The 16,367-nt window shown below is 44.0% G+C and carries 17 protein-coding genes; 6 read left to right on the top strand and 11 right to left on the bottom strand.

Annotated elements, in window-relative coordinates; genetic code table 11:
- Positions 1-67 precede the first annotated feature (67 nt).
- On the bottom strand, positions 68-1,840 hold the full coding sequence (gene aspS, locus MSP8886_RS14645; RefSeq protein WP_067017737.1) for an aspartate--tRNA ligase: 1,773 nt from the start codon (positions 1,838-1,840) through the stop codon (positions 68-70).
- A gap of 239 nt (positions 1,841-2,079) precedes the next feature.
- On the bottom strand, positions 2,080-2,571 hold the full coding sequence (locus MSP8886_RS14650; RefSeq protein ID WP_067017957.1) for a GreA/GreB family elongation factor: 492 nt from the start codon (positions 2,569-2,571) through the stop codon (positions 2,080-2,082).
- A 249-nt stretch (positions 2,572-2,820) separates the two neighbouring features.
- Here MSP8886_RS14650 and MSP8886_RS14655 point away from each other — a divergent pair, with 249 nt between their 5' ends.
- On the top strand, positions 2,821-3,252 hold the full coding sequence (locus MSP8886_RS14655) for a MarR family winged helix-turn-helix transcriptional regulator (RefSeq protein WP_067017739.1): 432 nt from the start codon (positions 2,821-2,823) through the stop codon (positions 3,250-3,252).
- A gap of 10 nt (positions 3,253-3,262) precedes the next feature.
- Positions 3,263-4,003 (top strand): siderophore-interacting protein, encoded by a 741-nt coding sequence (locus MSP8886_RS14660; protein WP_067017741.1) that lies wholly within the window; start codon positions 3,263-3,265, stop codon positions 4,001-4,003.
- Between the two features lie 128 nt (positions 4,004-4,131).
- Here MSP8886_RS14660 and cysN read toward each other — a convergent pair whose 3' ends face one another.
- From cysN to MSP8886_RS14680, 4 genes are all read right to left on the bottom strand, one after another.
- A complete protein-coding gene (cysN, locus tag MSP8886_RS14665) occupies positions 4,132-5,745 on the bottom strand; it encodes a sulfate adenylyltransferase subunit CysN (protein WP_067017743.1) in 1,614 nt (537 codons plus the stop codon).
- A gap of 18 nt (positions 5,746-5,763) precedes the next feature.
- Positions 5,764-6,672 (bottom strand): sulfate adenylyltransferase subunit CysD, encoded by a 909-nt coding sequence (gene cysD / locus MSP8886_RS14670; RefSeq protein WP_067017959.1) that lies wholly within the window; start codon positions 6,670-6,672, stop codon positions 5,764-5,766.
- Between the two features lie 183 nt (positions 6,673-6,855).
- Positions 6,856-8,205 (bottom strand): prephenate-dependent tRNA uridine(34) hydroxylase TrhP, encoded by a 1,350-nt coding sequence (gene trhP, locus MSP8886_RS14675; RefSeq protein WP_067017745.1) that lies wholly within the window; start codon positions 8,203-8,205, stop codon positions 6,856-6,858.
- 131 nt (positions 8,206-8,336) lie between these two features.
- A complete protein-coding gene (locus tag MSP8886_RS14680) occupies positions 8,337-9,275 on the bottom strand; it encodes a hypothetical protein (RefSeq protein WP_067017747.1) in 939 nt (312 codons plus the stop codon).
- 156 nt (positions 9,276-9,431) lie between these two features.
- Between MSP8886_RS14680 and MSP8886_RS14685 the strand changes: the two genes are divergently transcribed.
- Positions 9,432-10,016, top strand: coding sequence for a superoxide dismutase (locus MSP8886_RS14685; protein WP_067017749.1), 585 nt, complete (start codon positions 9,432-9,434; stop codon positions 10,014-10,016).
- A gap of 179 nt (positions 10,017-10,195) precedes the next feature.
- Here MSP8886_RS14685 and MSP8886_RS14690 read toward each other — a convergent pair whose 3' ends face one another.
- Together MSP8886_RS14690 and MSP8886_RS14695 are read right to left on the bottom strand one after the other, a co-directional pair.
- Entirely contained in the window at positions 10,196-10,636 is a 441-nt protein-coding gene (locus MSP8886_RS14690) for a tellurite resistance TerB family protein (RefSeq protein WP_067017751.1), read from the bottom strand.
- Positions 10,621-11,157, bottom strand: coding sequence for a DUF6942 family protein (locus MSP8886_RS14695; RefSeq protein ID WP_067017753.1), 537 nt, complete (start codon positions 11,155-11,157; stop codon positions 10,621-10,623). Before MSP8886_RS14695 ends, MSP8886_RS14690 begins: the two co-directional genes overlap by 16 nt.
- Positions 11,158-11,361: 204 nt before the next feature.
- Here MSP8886_RS14695 and MSP8886_RS14700 point away from each other — a divergent pair, with 204 nt between their 5' ends.
- The 3 genes from MSP8886_RS14700 (at position 11,362) to MSP8886_RS14710 (ending at position 13,661) form a co-directional block, all read left to right on the top strand.
- Positions 11,362-11,772, top strand: coding sequence for a YeeE/YedE family protein (locus MSP8886_RS14700; RefSeq protein ID WP_067017755.1), 411 nt, complete (start codon positions 11,362-11,364; stop codon positions 11,770-11,772).
- A gap of 10 nt (positions 11,773-11,782) precedes the next feature.
- Positions 11,783-12,205 (top strand): DUF6691 family protein, encoded by a 423-nt coding sequence (locus MSP8886_RS14705; RefSeq protein ID WP_067017757.1) that lies wholly within the window; start codon positions 11,783-11,785, stop codon positions 12,203-12,205.
- A 289-nt stretch (positions 12,206-12,494) separates the two neighbouring features.
- Positions 12,495-13,661 carry a type III PLP-dependent enzyme gene (locus tag MSP8886_RS14710; RefSeq protein WP_067017759.1) on the top strand — a complete coding sequence of 389 codons (1,167 nt, stop codon included), beginning with the start codon at positions 12,495-12,497 and terminating at the stop codon, positions 13,659-13,661.
- A gap of 91 nt (positions 13,662-13,752) precedes the next feature.
- On the opposite strand, the gene MSP8886_RS14715 is transcribed toward MSP8886_RS14710, so the two are convergent.
- The 3 genes from MSP8886_RS14715 to MSP8886_RS14725 all read right to left on the bottom strand — a co-directional run bounded on the left by MSP8886_RS14715 (position 13,753) and on the right by MSP8886_RS14725 (position 16,225).
- Positions 13,753-14,466, bottom strand: coding sequence for a flagellar brake protein (locus MSP8886_RS14715; protein WP_067017761.1), 714 nt, complete (start codon positions 14,464-14,466; stop codon positions 13,753-13,755).
- A 93-nt stretch (positions 14,467-14,559) separates the two neighbouring features.
- Positions 14,560-15,699, bottom strand: coding sequence for a 4-phosphoerythronate dehydrogenase (locus MSP8886_RS14720; protein WP_067017763.1), 1,140 nt, complete (start codon positions 15,697-15,699; stop codon positions 14,560-14,562).
- Positions 15,680-16,225, bottom strand: coding sequence for an elongation factor P hydroxylase (locus MSP8886_RS14725; RefSeq protein WP_245659107.1), 546 nt, complete (start codon positions 16,223-16,225; stop codon positions 15,680-15,682). The genes MSP8886_RS14720 and MSP8886_RS14725 overlap by 20 nt, the downstream gene beginning before the upstream one ends.
- Between the last annotated feature and the right edge of the window lie 142 nt (positions 16,226-16,367).

The raw sequence follows: 16,367 nt of genomic DNA on the forward strand, positions 1-16,367 counted from the left end.
GTCACCAGAGGTTTTTTAGAAAAATCAAACATCTTCAGTTCAAAACTTTTATGTTCAGTAAGCAGAATTAACCTTCTACAACGGGTTTTCTGACGCGAATGTTAAGCTCTTTCAGTTGCTTCTCGCTCACCTCACCAGGTGCTTGAGTCAATAAGCAAGTGGCGCTTTGCGTTTTAGGGAAGGCAATAACATCACGAATAGAGGTGGAACCTGTCATCAACATCACCAAACGATCCAAGCCAAACGCCAAGCCACCATGTGGTGGCGCACCAAATTTCAACGCATCTAACAAGAAGCCAAACTTCTCTTCTTGCTCTTCTTCGGAAATTTTTAATAATTCAAATACGGTTTCTTGCATAGAAGACTGATGAATACGAATAGATCCACCACCTAACTCAGTACCGTTCAAGACCATATCGTATGCTTGCGACAATGCTGTCAGTGGGCTTGCTTTAAGCTCTTCAGGAGAACAAGAAGGAGCGGTAAATGGATGGTGAATTGCAGTGATGCCGCCATCAGACGTTTCTTCAAACATTGGGAAATCAACGACCCACAAAGGCGCCCATTCGCAAGTATAAAGATCCATATCTTCACCTAACTTGCAACGCAATGCTCCTAGCGCTTCGTTAACGACGTTTTTAGAATCCGCACCAAAGAAAATCAAATCCCCATCTTGTGCCTCAAGACGCTCAAGCAACGATGCTCTCACTTCGGTGGGCAGGAACTTAACGATTGGCGATTGTAGACCTTCTTCTAAGTTCGATTTGTCATTCACTTTAATGTATGCCAAACCTTTTGCACCATAAATACCGACAAACTTAGTGTAGTCATCGATTTGCTTACGTGTCAGCGTATTACCACCAGGTACTTTCAGGGCTGCAACACGACCTTTAGGATCCTTAGCAGGGCCAGAGAAGACTTTAAAGTCTACATCGGCCATCAAATCCGATACAGACACAATTGTTAGAGGAATACGTAGGTCTGGCTTATCACTACCGTATGTTTCCATCGCTTCAGAGTATGGCATGCGTGGGAAGGCCCCTAAATCCACATTTAACAACTCTTTAAACAATTTCACGATCATATCTTCCGTCATCGCCATGATTTGCTCTTCGCTCATGAAAGACGTTTCGATGTCTACTTGAGTGAATTCTGGCTGACGATCTGCACGTAGATCTTCGTCACGGAAACATTTGGCAATTTGGTAGTAACGATCAAAACCAGACACCATCAACAATTGTTTGAATAGCTGCGGCGATTGAGGCAGTGCAAAGAAGCTGCCTTGCTGGGTGCGACTTGGCACCAAATAATCACGAGCCCCTTCTGGTGTGGCACGCGTTAAAATAGGGGTTTCAATATCTAAGAAGCCATTGTCATCCAAGTAACGACGCAACACGGACGTTACTTTTGAACGAAAACGCATTTTCTGTTGAATTTCTGGGCGACGCAAATCGATAAAGCGATTTTTCAAACGAACGTCTTCACCAACAGATTGGTGTTCATCAAGCTGAAATGGTGGTGTTTTTGCGGCATTAAGGATTTCAAGCTCTGTGCCCAAAACCTCTATCTCGCCGGTATTCATATTCGGGTTAACCGTCCCTTCTGGGCGAGCGCGAACCAAACCTTTTAGCTTCACAACAAATTCGTTACGAACGCTATCGGCTATGGCAAAGCTGTCGGCACGATCTGGGTCAAAAACAACTTGCGTGATGCCTTCGCGATCACGTACGTCCAAGAAAATAACACCGCCGTGGTCACGGCGACGATGAACCCAACCACATAAAGTGATTTCTTGTGAAATGTTAGAAGCATTTAACTCGCCGCAATAATGGCTGCGCATAATTTTTTTCCTATTACTGTCTCAGTGAGAGAGTGATGTGTTCTTACAATGTCTTTTTTGTTTCGCGGGTAAGTGATATTTCGATGGCACGACCAGTGTGTATATCATCGTCGTTACCATTTTGAGTCTACCGAACAAAAAAAAGAATCTTTTAAGGCGAAGCATTATATGCGAACCGCGCCGGACTCTCTAGAGCCAGAATCAAATTTGTCAACGACAAAGCATTCGGATAAGCGCCATCAGCACACTCTGGTTATTTCATAAACAACTTCTAGACCATTTTGCCGTAAACAAATCTCATCACCCTCTTCTTTTCCTATTAGCGCCTTTCCCACTGGACTAGAAGGCGTCACCAAAAAAACGCTTTGATGATGTTGCTCTACAGTGAGTCCGCCCGCACAAGGGGAAATAAAAAACCATTTAGTGTACGGCACATGTTTATCGACTTCATTCAGTTCTACCAGTGCCCATAGAGCAACCACATCATCTTCTTCAAACAGTACAACGCCCTTCTTTTCAAACGTTCGCCAATCATTCTCGCAGTCGAGCACACGCTGAGATTGCCCATGGGCGAGATAAGACGCTTCTAAACCGAAGGTATCGTATTTATTTTCGGCCACACTTTCTTCATTGGTAGCAGCATCATGTGCTTGCTTGGCCGCCCACACAGCCGTGTCAAAACGCTGGCGCAATGCATTTGTGATCGTTTCATATACTGTCAGTTTATTCATACCATCGATATACCTCGAATTACCTGCAGGCATTGTAGTCATTCGCCATTAGAAGAAAAGACATAATGAAAGCTTCGCCACTTCCCCCCTAAAAACAAGCTTAATAATGCACCTCAAAAAGACAAAAAATAAGAAAGTATCCTCTATTTTCAGAGAAACACATGTTATCAATCTTTCTAAGTTGACTTGATCAACTCAAAATAGTATTTTGATAATCATTCTCAACTACATGCAAGAGCACAGATCACCATGCAAGATTCCATAGGCGAATCGCTATACAAATTAATTCACAGCTATAAAAACACGCTTAGGGAGACGGCGATTCAGTCAGGTATCAAATTGCCAGTCGGGCACATCCGCCTACTCAAAAGCCTAAGAAAAAAAGAAAGCTGCAATGCTAAAGCGGTAGCTACTCAATTAGGCTTGGATAAATCTCAAGTGACGAGAGTAATTAAAGACCTTGTTGAACGAGGCTATCTCAGTAAGGAGCGCCACCCAACAAATCATCGCAGCAGCCTACTCGTCCTGACTCATTCAGGAAAAACACTACTGGATCACATTCAGACCTTTGAAAATACTATTTCACAGGAAATGGTCATAGGACTAACAGATCAACAAATAGACCAATTCATCCAGATCGCCGACACAATGCGGCATAATCTCGAACAAAACAATGACTAAGGAGTCAGCAATGAGCAGACCACAGCCAAGAGAACTCAGAGTGACCCGAAAAACACTGATCACACCTAATATGTTACGTGTCACACTAGGTGGCGAGAACATTCATACTATTCCTGAAGATCATGAAAGTGGTTACGTTAAACTGATATTTCCCCAAGGAGAAACAAAGCCACTCGTCCGAACCTATACAATACGTCAGCAGCGCCCAACAGAAATAGACATCGATTTTGTTTTGCACGAAGAGGCAGGCCCCGCTTCAACCTGGGCAAGAAACGTACAATACAATGAGACCATTATGGTCGGTGGTCCGGGCCCTAAAAAGATGATCACTCATACAACTGATTGGCAATTGTTAGTCGGTGATATGACAGCCTTGCCTGCCATTAGCGTCAATCTTGCTAAATTACCTGATAACGCAAAAGGCTATGCGGTAATCGAAGTGGCCAGCAAAGAGGACATTCAAGCACTTAGTCACCCTACTGGGGTTGAATTGAAGTGGGTTATAAACCCCCATCCAGGTCAGCACTCAAGCACCCTGCTTAACGCGGTTAAATCATTACCTTGGTTAGAAGGCATCCCCTCAGTATGGGCAGCCTGTGAGTTTAGCAGCATGAAAGCGCTGCGTGCCTTCTTTAAAAATGACAAAGCCATTAGCAAAGAAAATTTATATATTTCTAGTTATTGGAAACAAGGAAGCAATGAAGACCAGCACAAAATCGCAAAACGAGACGATGCAGAAACAGCGCCATAAGGAGCCCTCTCTTTGAGAACCTAAATAGCGACAATCATCGGATCAAAAAAAATGCCAGCTCAATTTGATGGGCTGGCATTTTTGTTATTAATACGCACTAGGCTTCAAGTTATTTAGAGCCAAGGCCCTTATAATCGAGTGCTTTCGATAAGCTGGTCTATCACATCATCAATACGGGTTTCTTTGATCTCCGATTCAGCAATATCCGCATTACCAACAAGGAAAACCACACCCGTTTGGCGAACTAATTGAGCTTCTTGCTCAGTAGCATCAGCTTTAACAAGGGCTACCACGCCTTTACGTAGCAATTGGCGCTCCAAGGAAACACTGTTTGCTAGTACGTCAGCGGACAAAGCAATGATAGCTGGCTTTTGCCCAAGGCGAGCAGCACGGTCTTCCCCGCTAACGTCTGACTCTTCATCCAACTCGGCAACGACTTCTTCGACCATACCCGCGCCCACAGTGACGTTAGTCAAACGGTCGATAACCACTAAGGCACCTGTAAAACGGCTATCTGTATATTGGTCAAAAGCAACGGGGGCATCAAACTGAATGACCGCATCACCAATTTCATTCAAACCTAACACGTCAATGTCGCTTTCTTCCAGCGTATTGACGTCCACACGATGGTTAAAATGATGGACTTTACCAGGCACCGTTTGTGTACCCAATTTGAAGTCATACAATTTGCCCGAGACCAATGGGTGGTCTGACATCCAAACCATAGAGGCTCGAAGTGTCGAACCAATTAAAGGCTCCTGACCAACGTGGGACAACATATCACCACGACTGATATCAATCTCGTCTTCCAGGGTAATAGTGACCGCTTGACCGGCTTTAGCAATCTCTAAATTGCCGTCGTAAGTCACAATCTCAGCGACTTTAGATTTTTTACCGGAGGGTAAAGCCACCACATCATCACCCGGCTTCACTGCACCAGCAGCGATGGTGCCTGAGAAACCACGGAAATCCAGATTAGGACGATTCACATACTGCACTGGGAAACGGAAAGCGTCGCGCTTCACATCGCGGTTGATCTCTACATTTTCCAGTATGGCCATCAGTGGCTGTCCAGCATACCAAGGTGTACTGTCAGAGGCATTCACTACGTTATCGCCACGCAAAGCAGAAATAGGCACAAATTTAATGTCTTCTGGACAGCGATTACCAAGCTGCTCAGTAAAATCCAAATAATCCGCTTGAATCTCTGTGTATTTGGCTTCTGAAAAGTCAACCAAATCCATTTTATTAATCGCCACGACCACATGCTTAATGCCTAACAGTGCGGCAATATAAGTGTGTCGACGTGTTTGTGTCTGTACGCCGTAGCGAGCATCAATCAAGATAATCGCCAAATCACAGGTGGATGCACCAGTGGCCATGTTGCGCGTATATTGCTCATGCCCTGGGGTATCCGCAATAATAAACTTACGCTTCTCGGTGGAGAAATAGCGATAAGCCACATCGATGGTAATACCTTGCTCACGCTCTGCTTGTAAACCATCGACTAACAGCGCCAAATCCACCTCTTCACCTTGGGTGCCAGACTTTTTGCTGTCACGTTTGACGGCATCTAAATGATCTTCATAGATCAATTTAGAATCATGCAGCAAACGACCAATCAGGGTACTTTTGCCATCATCTACGTTACCGCAGGTCAGCAAGCGAAGCAGGTCTTTTTCTTCGTGTTGTTTCAAATAACCAAGGATGTCTTGGCTGATCAATTCGGACTGGTGAGACATTCTTTCTTTACTCCAAACTTAGAAATAACCTTGTTTCTTCTTCTCTTCCATCGACCCAGAAGAATCATGGTCGATGACTCGGCCTTGTCGCTCTGAGCTCTTGGTTAACAGCATTTCCTGAATAATATCAGGCAAGGACGCCGCGTCAGATTCCACCGCGCCGGTCAGAGGATAACAGCCAAGTGTTCGGAAACGCACTGATTTCATATCAGGCACTTCACCTTCTTTAAGCGGCATGCGCTCATCATCCACCATAATCAAGGTGCCATCACGCTCAACTACAGGACGTTGTGCAGAGTAATACAAAGGAACAATAGGAATGCTTTCTAAATAGATGTATTGCCAAATGTCCAGCTCCGTCCAGTTGGACAAAGGAAAAACGCGAATACTTTCGCCTTTATTCACTTTACCGTTATAGATATTCCACAATTCTGGGCGTTGGTTTTTCGGATCCCAACGATGTTGCTTATCGCGGAAAGAATACACTCGCTCTTTGGCTCGGGACTTTTCTTCATCGCGGCGCGCACCACCAAAAGCCGCATCAAATCCATACTTGTCTAACGCCTGTTTAAGCGCTTGAGTCTTCATGACATCGGTATGTTTGGCACTACCGTGAGTGAAGGGATTAATCCCCTGCTCAAGGCCTTCTTTGTTTTGGTGAACGATCAGTTCCAAGCCTAGATTAGCAACCAGCTCATCACGGAATTTAATCATTTCTTTGAACTTCCACCCAGTATCGACATGCATCAACGGAAAGGGTGGTTTACCTGGGTAGAAAGCCTTCATGGCAAGATGCAGCATCACCGCTGAATCCTTACCAATGGAATAAAGCATTACCGGATTATCAAATTCAGCCGCCACTTCACGAATAATATGAATACTCTCAGCTTCGAGCTGCTTAAGGTGTGTCAATCTTGCTTCAGTCATAATTTCCCATCTCAGATTGTAGGACTCTAGCATTTTTTCCACTATAACATGCATAGAGGTTATAAAAACCATTCCAACTAGATCATGATGATATATAGATATTAAAAAAGGCTCATAAGGTGAGCCTTTATAGAAAGCGACAAGATAGAGAATGAAAATCAGTGACTAGGGCACCAAATCAGGCTAAGCATTAGGGAGATTGCGCATAATCATGCCGAATTGCAAATCATCAGGACAGCGATCCATGGGGATACGCACCTTATGACCAGAGCCTGGCGCAACGACCATAGACTCTCCATGGAGGGTCTCCATGGCTTGCAATTGTACAAATTGACTACCAGCGGGTGTCATTAACTCCAATGTGTCACCCACTTTAAAGCGATTTTTTACCTCCACTGTCAACCAGCCATTTTGCCAATCCAACATTTCACCAACAAACTGCTGCTGGGTGGAAATAGAATTGCCATTTTGGTAGTTCTGATATTGATCATGTACATGACGACGATAAAACCCTTCAGTATAGCCACGGTGAGCAAGCCCTTCTAGCTTGTTCATTAAGCCCATATCAAAAGCACACCCATACGTCGCATCATCGATGGCTTGGCGATATAGCTGGGCGGTACGAGCCGCATAAAAATGCGATTTAGTACGACCTTCGATTTTCAATGAGTGCACGCCCATTTCAATCAATTTTTCGACATGCTGAATGGCTCTTAGATCACGACTATTCATAATGTAAGTCCCATGCTCATCCTCAAAGGCTGGCATGAACTCCCCTTCTCGACCTTGTTCACGAAGCAATACCACCTCGTCAAACGGCTCCCCTATTCCCAAGGTGGTTTGCTCTTTTGGGTCAAACAACTGAGGAGAGGCTAAATGGCTACCATCAGCAGGGACAATATCGCCTGTTATTTCTTCTTTGGCAGCCTTGACATCATATTGCCAACGGCATGAGTTGGTACATGTACCTTGGTTTGGATCTCGACGATTAAAATAACCGGATAACAAACAGCGCCCTGAATAAGCGATACACAAAGAGCCATGAACAAAGGTTTCAATTTCCATGTCTGGCACCATGGTGCGAATCTCCCCGATCTCTTCTAAAGAAAGCTCTCGGGATAAAATGACACGAGTTAAACCGTAGTTGTGCCAGAATTTTACCGTTGCCCAGTTAACCGCATTTGCTTGAACCGAAAGATGAATATCCATATCCGGCCATTTTTCTTTAACCAGCATCATCATTCCAGGATCTGACATGATTAAGGCATCAGGCTGCATATCGATAACGGGCTCAATGTCCCGCAGATACGTTTTGATCTTGGCATTATGGGGAGCGATGTTACTCGCTACATACAACTTTTTGCCTTGTTGGTGGGCTTCTTCAATCCCCACTGCAAGGTTTTTCATGTCAAAGTCATTATTGCGTACACGCAAACTATAGCGTGGCTGCCCTGCATAGACCGCATCAGCGCCATAGGCAAAGGCGTAACGCATGTTTTTGAGAGTACCGGCGGGAGAAAGTAATTCAGTCATGAGATCAATAAATCAGAATAATAAGAATGGGCGCATTCTAATCATTTGTATGGCTGTGGCTATTTGCGAAACAAAAAAAGACCGACAAAGTCGGCCTTTCAATGACGTAGATCAAACGAGACCTAAGATACTCAGTTTGAACCTGAACTTAACTGCTGCTGTAGCATGATTTGATTGATCTGTTTGCGAATCCGTAAAATTTCAGAGTTAACTTGTGCTCGGAAGGCATCATTTGAATTGATCGCATCTTGGTGCTTGCTAAGCTCCTGCTTCATTGTCGTAAGATCAGATCCGCCGCCAAGTTTCGCAACTTTTTTCTGCAAACTAGACAAATCCTGAGACACTTGATCAATATCCAACGCTTGCGCATCGTTATTGTCACTTTGAGCCGCAATGTTTTTTTCAAGCTTAGCCAGTTTATCACTCATCTTAGTCAAGTTGCTTTTTAGGTCACTCATATCCGATGAGAGAGGCTTGACCTTATCCGTCACATCAGACACAGACTTGATCAACTTCTTATAGTTGTTTTCAAGATCATTAAACGAGTTGCCTTGCATCGCAACGCGTTGTCCCTGACTTGAAACATTATCCTTCAACAGTGCGAACTTTTTATTAAGGGCATCAATCGCATCACCATTATCTGCAATGTTTTTGCGGTTGCGATCATAGGCAACCGCCCAAAGCTTACGCACTTCACTCTCATTATCCTTAATACGATCTTCCAAGCTTTGGCCTTTCTTATTGGCTGACACATCTGCAGCAAGCAACTGGTTGTCCAAATTTTCAATCTTATTTTTCGCTCCTGACAACTCATTACGCAACTGTAGATTCTGCTGCCATAACCAGTAGCCCGCTCCTGCTGCAGCTGCCAGAATGAGGAAAAGTAGTAGATAAATACCAGCAAGGCTTGGCTTTTTGTACACCACAGATTGACTTGTGGTTGGTCTTGTAGGGGGTGGATTTAAACGGCGTTTAGGCTCCTGCTGCGGCCGTTGTTGTGGGCGTCTATCGCTGACTTCATCCTGGTCTAAAGTCAAACTTGGGATTTCGATGTCATCTTTTCTTGGCATGGCGTTATGGTATCTTCGCTATTAACAAAAATTATGAAACTAATAACCACAAAAACTTAATGATTATTATATTTCAAAGTTCGGTGCTACTATATAAGCACCATTAACTGCTTGATAACAAGCATTTTTCGTTAATACAAAGCAAGGAGAAAAGAAATGGCTTTTGAATTACCCGCTCTTCCTTATGCTAAAGACGCACTTGAGCCTCATATGTCAGTTGAGACCCTTGAGTACCACTACGGCAAGCACCATAACACATACGTAGTGAAGCTAAATGGTTTGATTCCTGGTACTGAATACGAAAACAAATCTCTAGAAGAAATCATCACTTCTGCTCCAGCAGGCGGCGTATTCAACAACGCAGCACAAATCTGGAACCACACTTTCTTTTGGAACAGCCTAAGCCCTAATGGCGGCGGCGAGCCTACTGGTGCGCTTGCTGAAGCGATCAATGCAAAATGGGGTTCTTTCGCGAAGTTCCAAGAAGCATTCAACGACAAAGCAGTTAACAATTTTGGCTCTAGCTGGACTTGGCTGGTCAAAACCGCTGACGGCTCTCTAGACATCGTGAATACGAGTAATGCTGGTAATCCACTAACAGAGGACTTAACACCAGTACTGACTGTCGACTTGTGGGAACACGCTTACTACATCGACTACCGTAACGTACGCCCTGATTATCTAAAAGGTTTCTGGGCATTGGCTAATTGGGACTTCGCTGGCGCAAACTTCGCAGCGTAATTCTCTTTTAGCAAGTTGTAATGCAGTCAAAAAACGCGGCCAAGTGCCGCGTTTTTTTATTATTAATTAGGCAACTATCGAAACAAGTTAATAAACACACTAAATAGTCATTATTTTTCAAACCCATCTAGGCTTAAAAAACCTCTAACTTAATAGCTTTTATTAATACATTGATCCCATCACTTTTGCATTTCTTTTTGTGCAATCAACTTAGCCTGAATAAATTCTGAGTGAGGCATGAACAGCAAGTCACTAATGGAACGAATACGATGATCTTCGTAAGCATCAACATCGCCATCGGCAAAGGCAACCCGCCATAAGCCAATCAATAACGCCATTTTCTGATCTAAAGAGGCATTATCATTTATCACTTTAGTAAACTGATAAAGATCATTCGCCTCCTTAATACCGGACTTAGCTTCCTCAAAAAGCATGTCCACATCATCTCCTAAATCTGTCACGCCTTTTAGGAAGTCTTTCATTTGGATGATTTCTTTTTCATTTACTTCATCGTCCGCCATGATGACTTCCATCATGAGAGCGGCTACCGCTCTTTGATAGGAAATACGTTCATGGGGCTCAGTTGGTACCTGAAAAAGGCTTTTTAATGCTTGTAACATGGACTCTCCAGTAAATTATCCAGAACCTGATGACGCAGCTCAGCAATTAAACGATTGGGGAATTGACGATAGTCAAGGTATGGGCACCAAATTTGATGTCCCCAAAAAGCAGCCTGCTGTTTCTCTCCCACAATGGTCGCACCTTCGTCAATGGCTATGTCTTGGCGAAAACTATTACCGACGATAAACACAACGCGCGCTTGTCCAACATTATTGCTTACCGCGTTATACTCCATAAGCTGTTGCTTATCCCAAACGATTGCACAACGAGAAAATAAACGCTCATCTCGATAATATCGCCAATCTTGTGGCGAGGGTGATAGCAACTTCGCCATAATGGTGAATATCTTACGCCAATGATTACCATTCAACTCAATTAGCAAAGGCACATTCGGGTTAGATAAAAACGCCTCATTATACTCCAGCGGCAAAACGGGCTTATTCGGCATAAGAAAAATACACTGCGCAGCCTCCTTTGGAGCGCCTAACCAAAAATGCGCTTCATTACTAAAATCAGACATTTCACACCATATATTGGCTTATTTTGTACAACCATAGTAACGAATTAATGTTCAAAGACGATGGAAAAAGAGAATATTCATTAAAAAAACAAATAACCTTCTAGATTAATCCTTTAATCCAACGAAAACACAATAGAATAAGCTTATTCTATTGTGTTATAATGCGAATTGTTTTCTCAGATAACTTCAAACGAGATTAGCACCATGACCGATATACTTTACCCCATTCTTGGTGGACTTTGCATTGGCCTTTCTGCCAGCATTTACCTATTAGCAACAGGTAAAATTATGGGGGTCAGCGGCCTCCTATCTCAAGCCCTGTTTAGCCCACCAAGCATGAACACAAAATGGCTACCTCTGCTATTTCTTATAGGCACCATTATTGGTGGCGCGAGTTATGGCGTATTAACCCATCAAACAGTCCCCTTTCCCGATCCCAGAAGCCCGCTTTTATTGATCGCGTCCGGTCTTCTTGTTGGCTATGGAACTCGCCTCGGCAGTGGCTGCACCAGTGGCCATGGCGTATGTGGCATTTCTCGCGGTTCCATTCGTTCGTTGGTGGCAACCGCCATATTTATGCTGACCGCCATTTTAACCGTTATGATCACCAAATGAGGCTCTTGTTATGATGATATTCATTACTTTATTGTGCGGCATTCTATTTGGTGTTGGCCTAGCTTTGTCGCAAATGACCAACCCTGCAGTCGTGCTTGGCTTTTTAGACATTCTCGGCAACTGGAATCCCTCCTTGATTTTTGTAATGGGCTCCGCCATTGTAGTAGGAGTTATAAGCTATGCCATTAAAAACGGACTTCAGGCTCCATGGTTAGCAAAAAACTGGTCTGTCCCAACCCATTCCCACATTGACGCCAAACTCGTTATCGGCAGCACCTTGTTTGGCATTGGCTGGGGGTTGAGCGGTTACTGCCCAGGGCCTGGACTAACCGCCTTGGTTAACAACCCTCAAGAAGGTTTTTATTTTATTGGCGCGGTTATCGTCGGAAGCGGAATTTTCTACATACAAAACAAACGGTTATCAAAAGCCTAACCCATCTAAGCATGGATTTTTTTAGCAATAAAAAATCCATGCTTTCTTCCTAGCCCCCCTCTACCTACACTTTCTTTTTTTGATGCAAAAAAACACTTGACGGAAGCACCATTGGGTTTTAAATTTCGCCCGCGTCATTGCTGAACATAATCCGCACCGCTTCAACTGCTGCGCTAGTCGCTTAAGGCCTTAGGGCCGGATAAGTAACAGCTTAAAGTAGGATGGAGGGAGGTAAAGGCGTTCTTACTTTTATACGGTTTATGTTTTGCCAGATAAGGAGCTTTAGCCCATGACTACTGACGTCTATTCTTTTTACACCCCAGAACGTTTCGCACGCTTCAAAGCATTTGCTGACACCAAAGAAACCCCTTTTGTTGTGATTGACACACAAATGATTGATGAAGCTTATAGAGAGCTGACTAAAGGGTTCCCCATTGCAGATGTTTTTTATGCCATTAAAGCGAACCCCGCACCCGAAATTTTAACCCTGTTACGTGACCGTGGCGCCAACTTTGATGTCGCCTCTCGTTATGAGTTAGATAAGCTGTTTTCTATTGGTGGCATTTCACCAGATCGTGTCAGCTATGGTAATACCATTAAAAAAGCCAAAGACGTTCGTTATTTCTACGAAAAAGGTGTGCGCATGTTCGCTACCGATTCCGAAGCAGACTTACGCAATATCGCCAAGGCTGCCCCGGGCTCTCGTGTCTATGTTCGTATTTTGACCGAGGGAACCGTGACAGCGGACTGGCCTTTATCGCGTAAATTTGGCTGTCGCCCAGATATGGCAATGGACCTATTGATTCTCGCAAAAGAGCTTGGTTTGATTCCTTACGGTGTCTCTTTCCATGTAGGCTCCCAGCAACGCGACATTGGAGCTTGGGACGCGGCAATTGCCAGCGTAAAAGTGATTTTTGAACGCTTAAAAGATGAAGATGGCATTCAATTAGAAATGATCAATATGGGCGGAGGTTTCCCGGCAAATTACATCGCTCGTACAAATGACCTTGCTACCTATGCGGAAGAAATTTCACGCTTTTTAGAAGAAGACTTTGGCACCGATTTACCAAGAATCATTCTAGAGCCTGGCCGCTCTTTGATATCCAATGCAGGCGTATTAGTCAGTGAGGTGGTGTTGATCTCTCGCAAATCCCATACAGCTCTTAACCGCTGGGTATTCACTGACGTAGGGAAATTTTCTGGTTTAATCGAAACCTTAGACGAAGCGATCAAATACCCTATTCATGTGGAAAAACAAGGGGAATTAGAAGAAGTCATTATTGCCGGACCAACTTGCGACAGTGCTGATATTCTATATGAACACTATAAATACGGCCTGCCACTGAACTTAGCCATTGGGGATCGTATGTATTGGCTATCGACTGGAGCTTACACCACAACTTATAGTGCAGTAGAATTCAACGGCTTTCCTCCCTTGGCATCTTACTATTTATAAGATGTGCACACAGTAAAAAACACCGCTAGTTGCTGGCTTTTTATGAGGCCAGCAACCTACCCCTTTATTTATTCATGTATTTTTAATTGGGTCAGCCTTTTTGCGTTTCCAAAATAAAGGCTCTTAGGGTGATTGCAGCTTCTCGACTCATATTCTCAAAACGCACACCATAAACATAAAAGTATTCTGAATTCATTTTTTCTAAGAATTCATTATCGACCAGACTAGCTTGAAGCTGATCGAGCATCTGTATCTCTTGAGAACGAATTTCACCATCAAGTTTTAGCGCAACATGGTAGCCAGCCACATTCAAACCCAAAGAGAGCTTAAGCTTCTGACTCACTAAACCAAAATCTTCTCTGGACACAAGCTTTGCACCACCAAGGCTAAGATCCACCAACACGCCTGAGGTAAAAGCAGGAATCGAATCCGGACCATCGACAGGCTCTAAACGACAAATTAGCTTTGTCTCTACCCTTGCGGCAGTTCGAATCATCGACGCCTCTACGTACTCAGGGTAGGCGATATGAATATGGGGCCCTGGCTCCAAATAACTTTTTGCCACCTTGCTACTAAACGCACACACCTCAGTATCTAGCATGACACGAATATTCACCAGTTGACTTTCACGAACCAGAATATTTTTGCCATTCACTTTGGGACAAGACAAAATGAGCGAGCGACCAGGTATCGCGCCTAAGACACGCACCATGTATCGACTTGGAGGAGAAATAAACTCCAACTGTACACTTGTCCCTATGGGTACATCCAATTCATCAAGATCTACTTGTCTTACTCCAGACATTCAATGCTCTCTTCTCATTTTTATGATCGATATCAAGACCCGTGAATCATTGTGGGCGAACTCCACCACGACAGATTTCAAGGTAAAAACGACTTAAAACCCCATTGCTTTTAGCTTTATAAGCGCCTGCTGGCTTGAGGATTCCACTGCACAGGTAGCAAATTCATCCCGTTCAACGTAATGCTTACGTAACCAGTCAAAAGTAGCCTTATCAGCATAGCGGCGATAATTAAATCGTAAACGCGAATCATCCCTTGCCACGTCATAGATTGCATGAGCTGTGCGGGCCAGTAATTCCTCTTCCTCTAACTCTTCTTGTAACGACAATGCACGAAGCCGACCAGGACTGATGGCATCTCTTAAGCTCACTTGTTTGTCGATATTGAAATACTGACAAAATGCTTGATAAACCATCCAAGTGCCTTTTTCACGCCCTTGCTTGCTATACCCCGCTATATGTGGCGTCGCAATGTCCACAATGGACAATGTCTCTAGGTCAAGCTCTGGCTCCCCTTGCCAAACATCCCAAACCAAATGCAAGTCGCCACGGCGCTCTTTATATAGCTCTCGCAACGCCGACTCATCGATCACACCACCACGACCGGCCGATATAATCGCAGTCCCCGCTTTTACTTGTTGCAATTGCCCCTTACCAATCATACCAATGGTTGGATAATCACCCTCTTTCGTCAGCGGTGCATGCAAAGAAATCACATCGCAAGCCATGATCGATGCCAAGGAAACAAACGGCACTGAGTCCTTATTTTGACTTGCATATTCTGCCTGCTTGATTGGGTCATAAACGCACACATCACACCCTAGCGCTGCAAAACGATCAAATACTGTCTTGCCGACATTGCCGTAACCAATCACGCCTATTTTTTTATTCAACCACCTGAGGTTTTTTGTTAATGCCAAAAAACCTAATCCACTAAAAACATAGTCCGCAACCGCATCGGCATTGCAACCAGGAGCACTACTAAAAGCAATGCCTTGCTCCGCCAAATACTCAGTATCAATGTGATCTACACCAATAGTAGCACTTCCAACAAAGCGAACACGGGAGCCCTTTAACAGCTCAGACGACACCTTTGTTACAGAGCGCACTAATAAGACATCAGCATCCTTAACTTGTTCTTTAGTTAATGTACGACCATTAACCAATTCAACCTCACCGAAAGCTGAAAACAACTTGGTCACGTTGGGCATATTTTCATCGGCAATTATTTTCATATTGCTGGTTCATGTACCTATTAAAGTCTGTATCTTGACAACGCATTGCCAACAAATACTGAGAAAAAGTGAAGGCTCGCTGAGGCAAGCCCGACATTAGATAACGCTTTACTTGCTCATAAACAGCACGCTCAAAAACACTGGCGTCATACTCAGGCAGCGCCAAATTATCAACGCTCACACGAAACGTCATACCCGCAGCCCAATGAAAAAGACACTCGACCGCTTGAGGTTTCACCTCTACGGTTTCAAAAAGTCGTTGCTGCTCTTCTGTACGTGTATCAGGCTCATACCAATACCCATAATCTTCGAGCTTACGCCGCTCTTCACCAGCAATACACCAATGACTGATCTCATGAAGCGCACTGGATGGATAATCTAGACGAAAGTACAATAAAGCTGGATGCGTCTTTGTGGCTGGAACATATAAGGGCTCATCAGCACCACTTACAAGCAAAGTGTTAAAATTCGATTGAAAACAGGCATCAAATGCCTCAACCAGCTGTTTGGCCGTTAGCAAAAGCACCACTCCAGTAACTGACAATATCAAAAGTGAAATTATTACACATTTACAATGTGTCGGCTATTTAGCATTTGACGCTTATTCACAGAAAAGTACTAGTACAGCCCAAAAAAACGCCTCATTAGATATCACCCAATGAGGCGCG

The organism is Marinomonas spartinae (assembly GCF_900089775.1).
GTDB classification, from domain to species: domain Bacteria; phylum Pseudomonadota; class Gammaproteobacteria; order Pseudomonadales; family Marinomonadaceae; genus Marinomonas; species Marinomonas spartinae.

What these genes read in the sequence shown, in the direction of transcription:
- MSP8886_RS14710 (WP_067017759.1), top strand. Translation starts at nt 12,495, where the DNA reads ATGACTACTGACGTCTATTCTTTTTACACCCCAGAACGTTTCGCACGC.
- cysD (WP_067017959.1), bottom strand. Translation starts at nt 6,672, where the DNA reads ATGACTGAAGCAAGATTGACACACCTTAAGCAGCTCGAAGCTGAGAGT.
- MSP8886_RS14700 (WP_067017755.1), top strand. Translation starts at nt 11,362, where the DNA reads ATGACCGATATACTTTACCCCATTCTTGGTGGACTTTGCATTGGCCTT.
- MSP8886_RS14720 (WP_067017763.1), bottom strand. Translation starts at nt 15,699, where the DNA reads ATGAAAATAATTGCCGATGAAAATATGCCCAACGTGACCAAGTTGTTT.
- cysN (WP_067017743.1), bottom strand. Translation starts at nt 5,745, where the DNA reads ATGTCTCACCAGTCCGAATTGATCAGCCAAGACATCCTTGGTTATTTG.
- MSP8886_RS14715 (WP_067017761.1), bottom strand. Translation starts at nt 14,466, where the DNA reads ATGTCTGGAGTAAGACAAGTAGATCTTGATGAATTGGATGTACCCATA.
- MSP8886_RS14705 (WP_067017757.1), top strand. Translation starts at nt 11,783, where the DNA reads ATGATGATATTCATTACTTTATTGTGCGGCATTCTATTTGGTGTTGGC.
- MSP8886_RS14660 (WP_067017741.1), top strand. Translation starts at nt 3,263, where the DNA reads ATGAGCAGACCACAGCCAAGAGAACTCAGAGTGACCCGAAAAACACTG.
- MSP8886_RS14695 (WP_067017753.1), bottom strand. Translation starts at nt 11,157, where the DNA reads ATGTCTGATTTTAGTAATGAAGCGCATTTTTGGTTAGGCGCTCCAAAG.
- MSP8886_RS14685 (WP_067017749.1), top strand. Translation starts at nt 9,432, where the DNA reads ATGGCTTTTGAATTACCCGCTCTTCCTTATGCTAAAGACGCACTTGAG.
- aspS (WP_067017737.1), bottom strand. Translation starts at nt 1,840, where the DNA reads ATGCGCAGCCATTATTGCGGCGAGTTAAATGCTTCTAACATTTCACAA.
- MSP8886_RS14680 (WP_067017747.1), bottom strand. Translation starts at nt 9,275, where the DNA reads ATGCCAAGAAAAGATGACATCGAAATCCCAAGTTTGACTTTAGACCAG.
- trhP (WP_067017745.1), bottom strand. Translation starts at nt 8,205, where the DNA reads ATGACTGAATTACTTTCTCCCGCCGGTACTCTCAAAAACATGCGTTAC.
- MSP8886_RS14655 (WP_067017739.1), top strand. Translation starts at nt 2,821, where the DNA reads ATGCAAGATTCCATAGGCGAATCGCTATACAAATTAATTCACAGCTAT.
- MSP8886_RS14690 (WP_067017751.1), bottom strand. Translation starts at nt 10,636, where the DNA reads ATGTTACAAGCATTAAAAAGCCTTTTTCAGGTACCAACTGAGCCCCAT.
- MSP8886_RS14650 (WP_067017957.1), bottom strand. Translation starts at nt 2,571, where the DNA reads ATGAATAAACTGACAGTATATGAAACGATCACAAATGCATTGCGCCAG.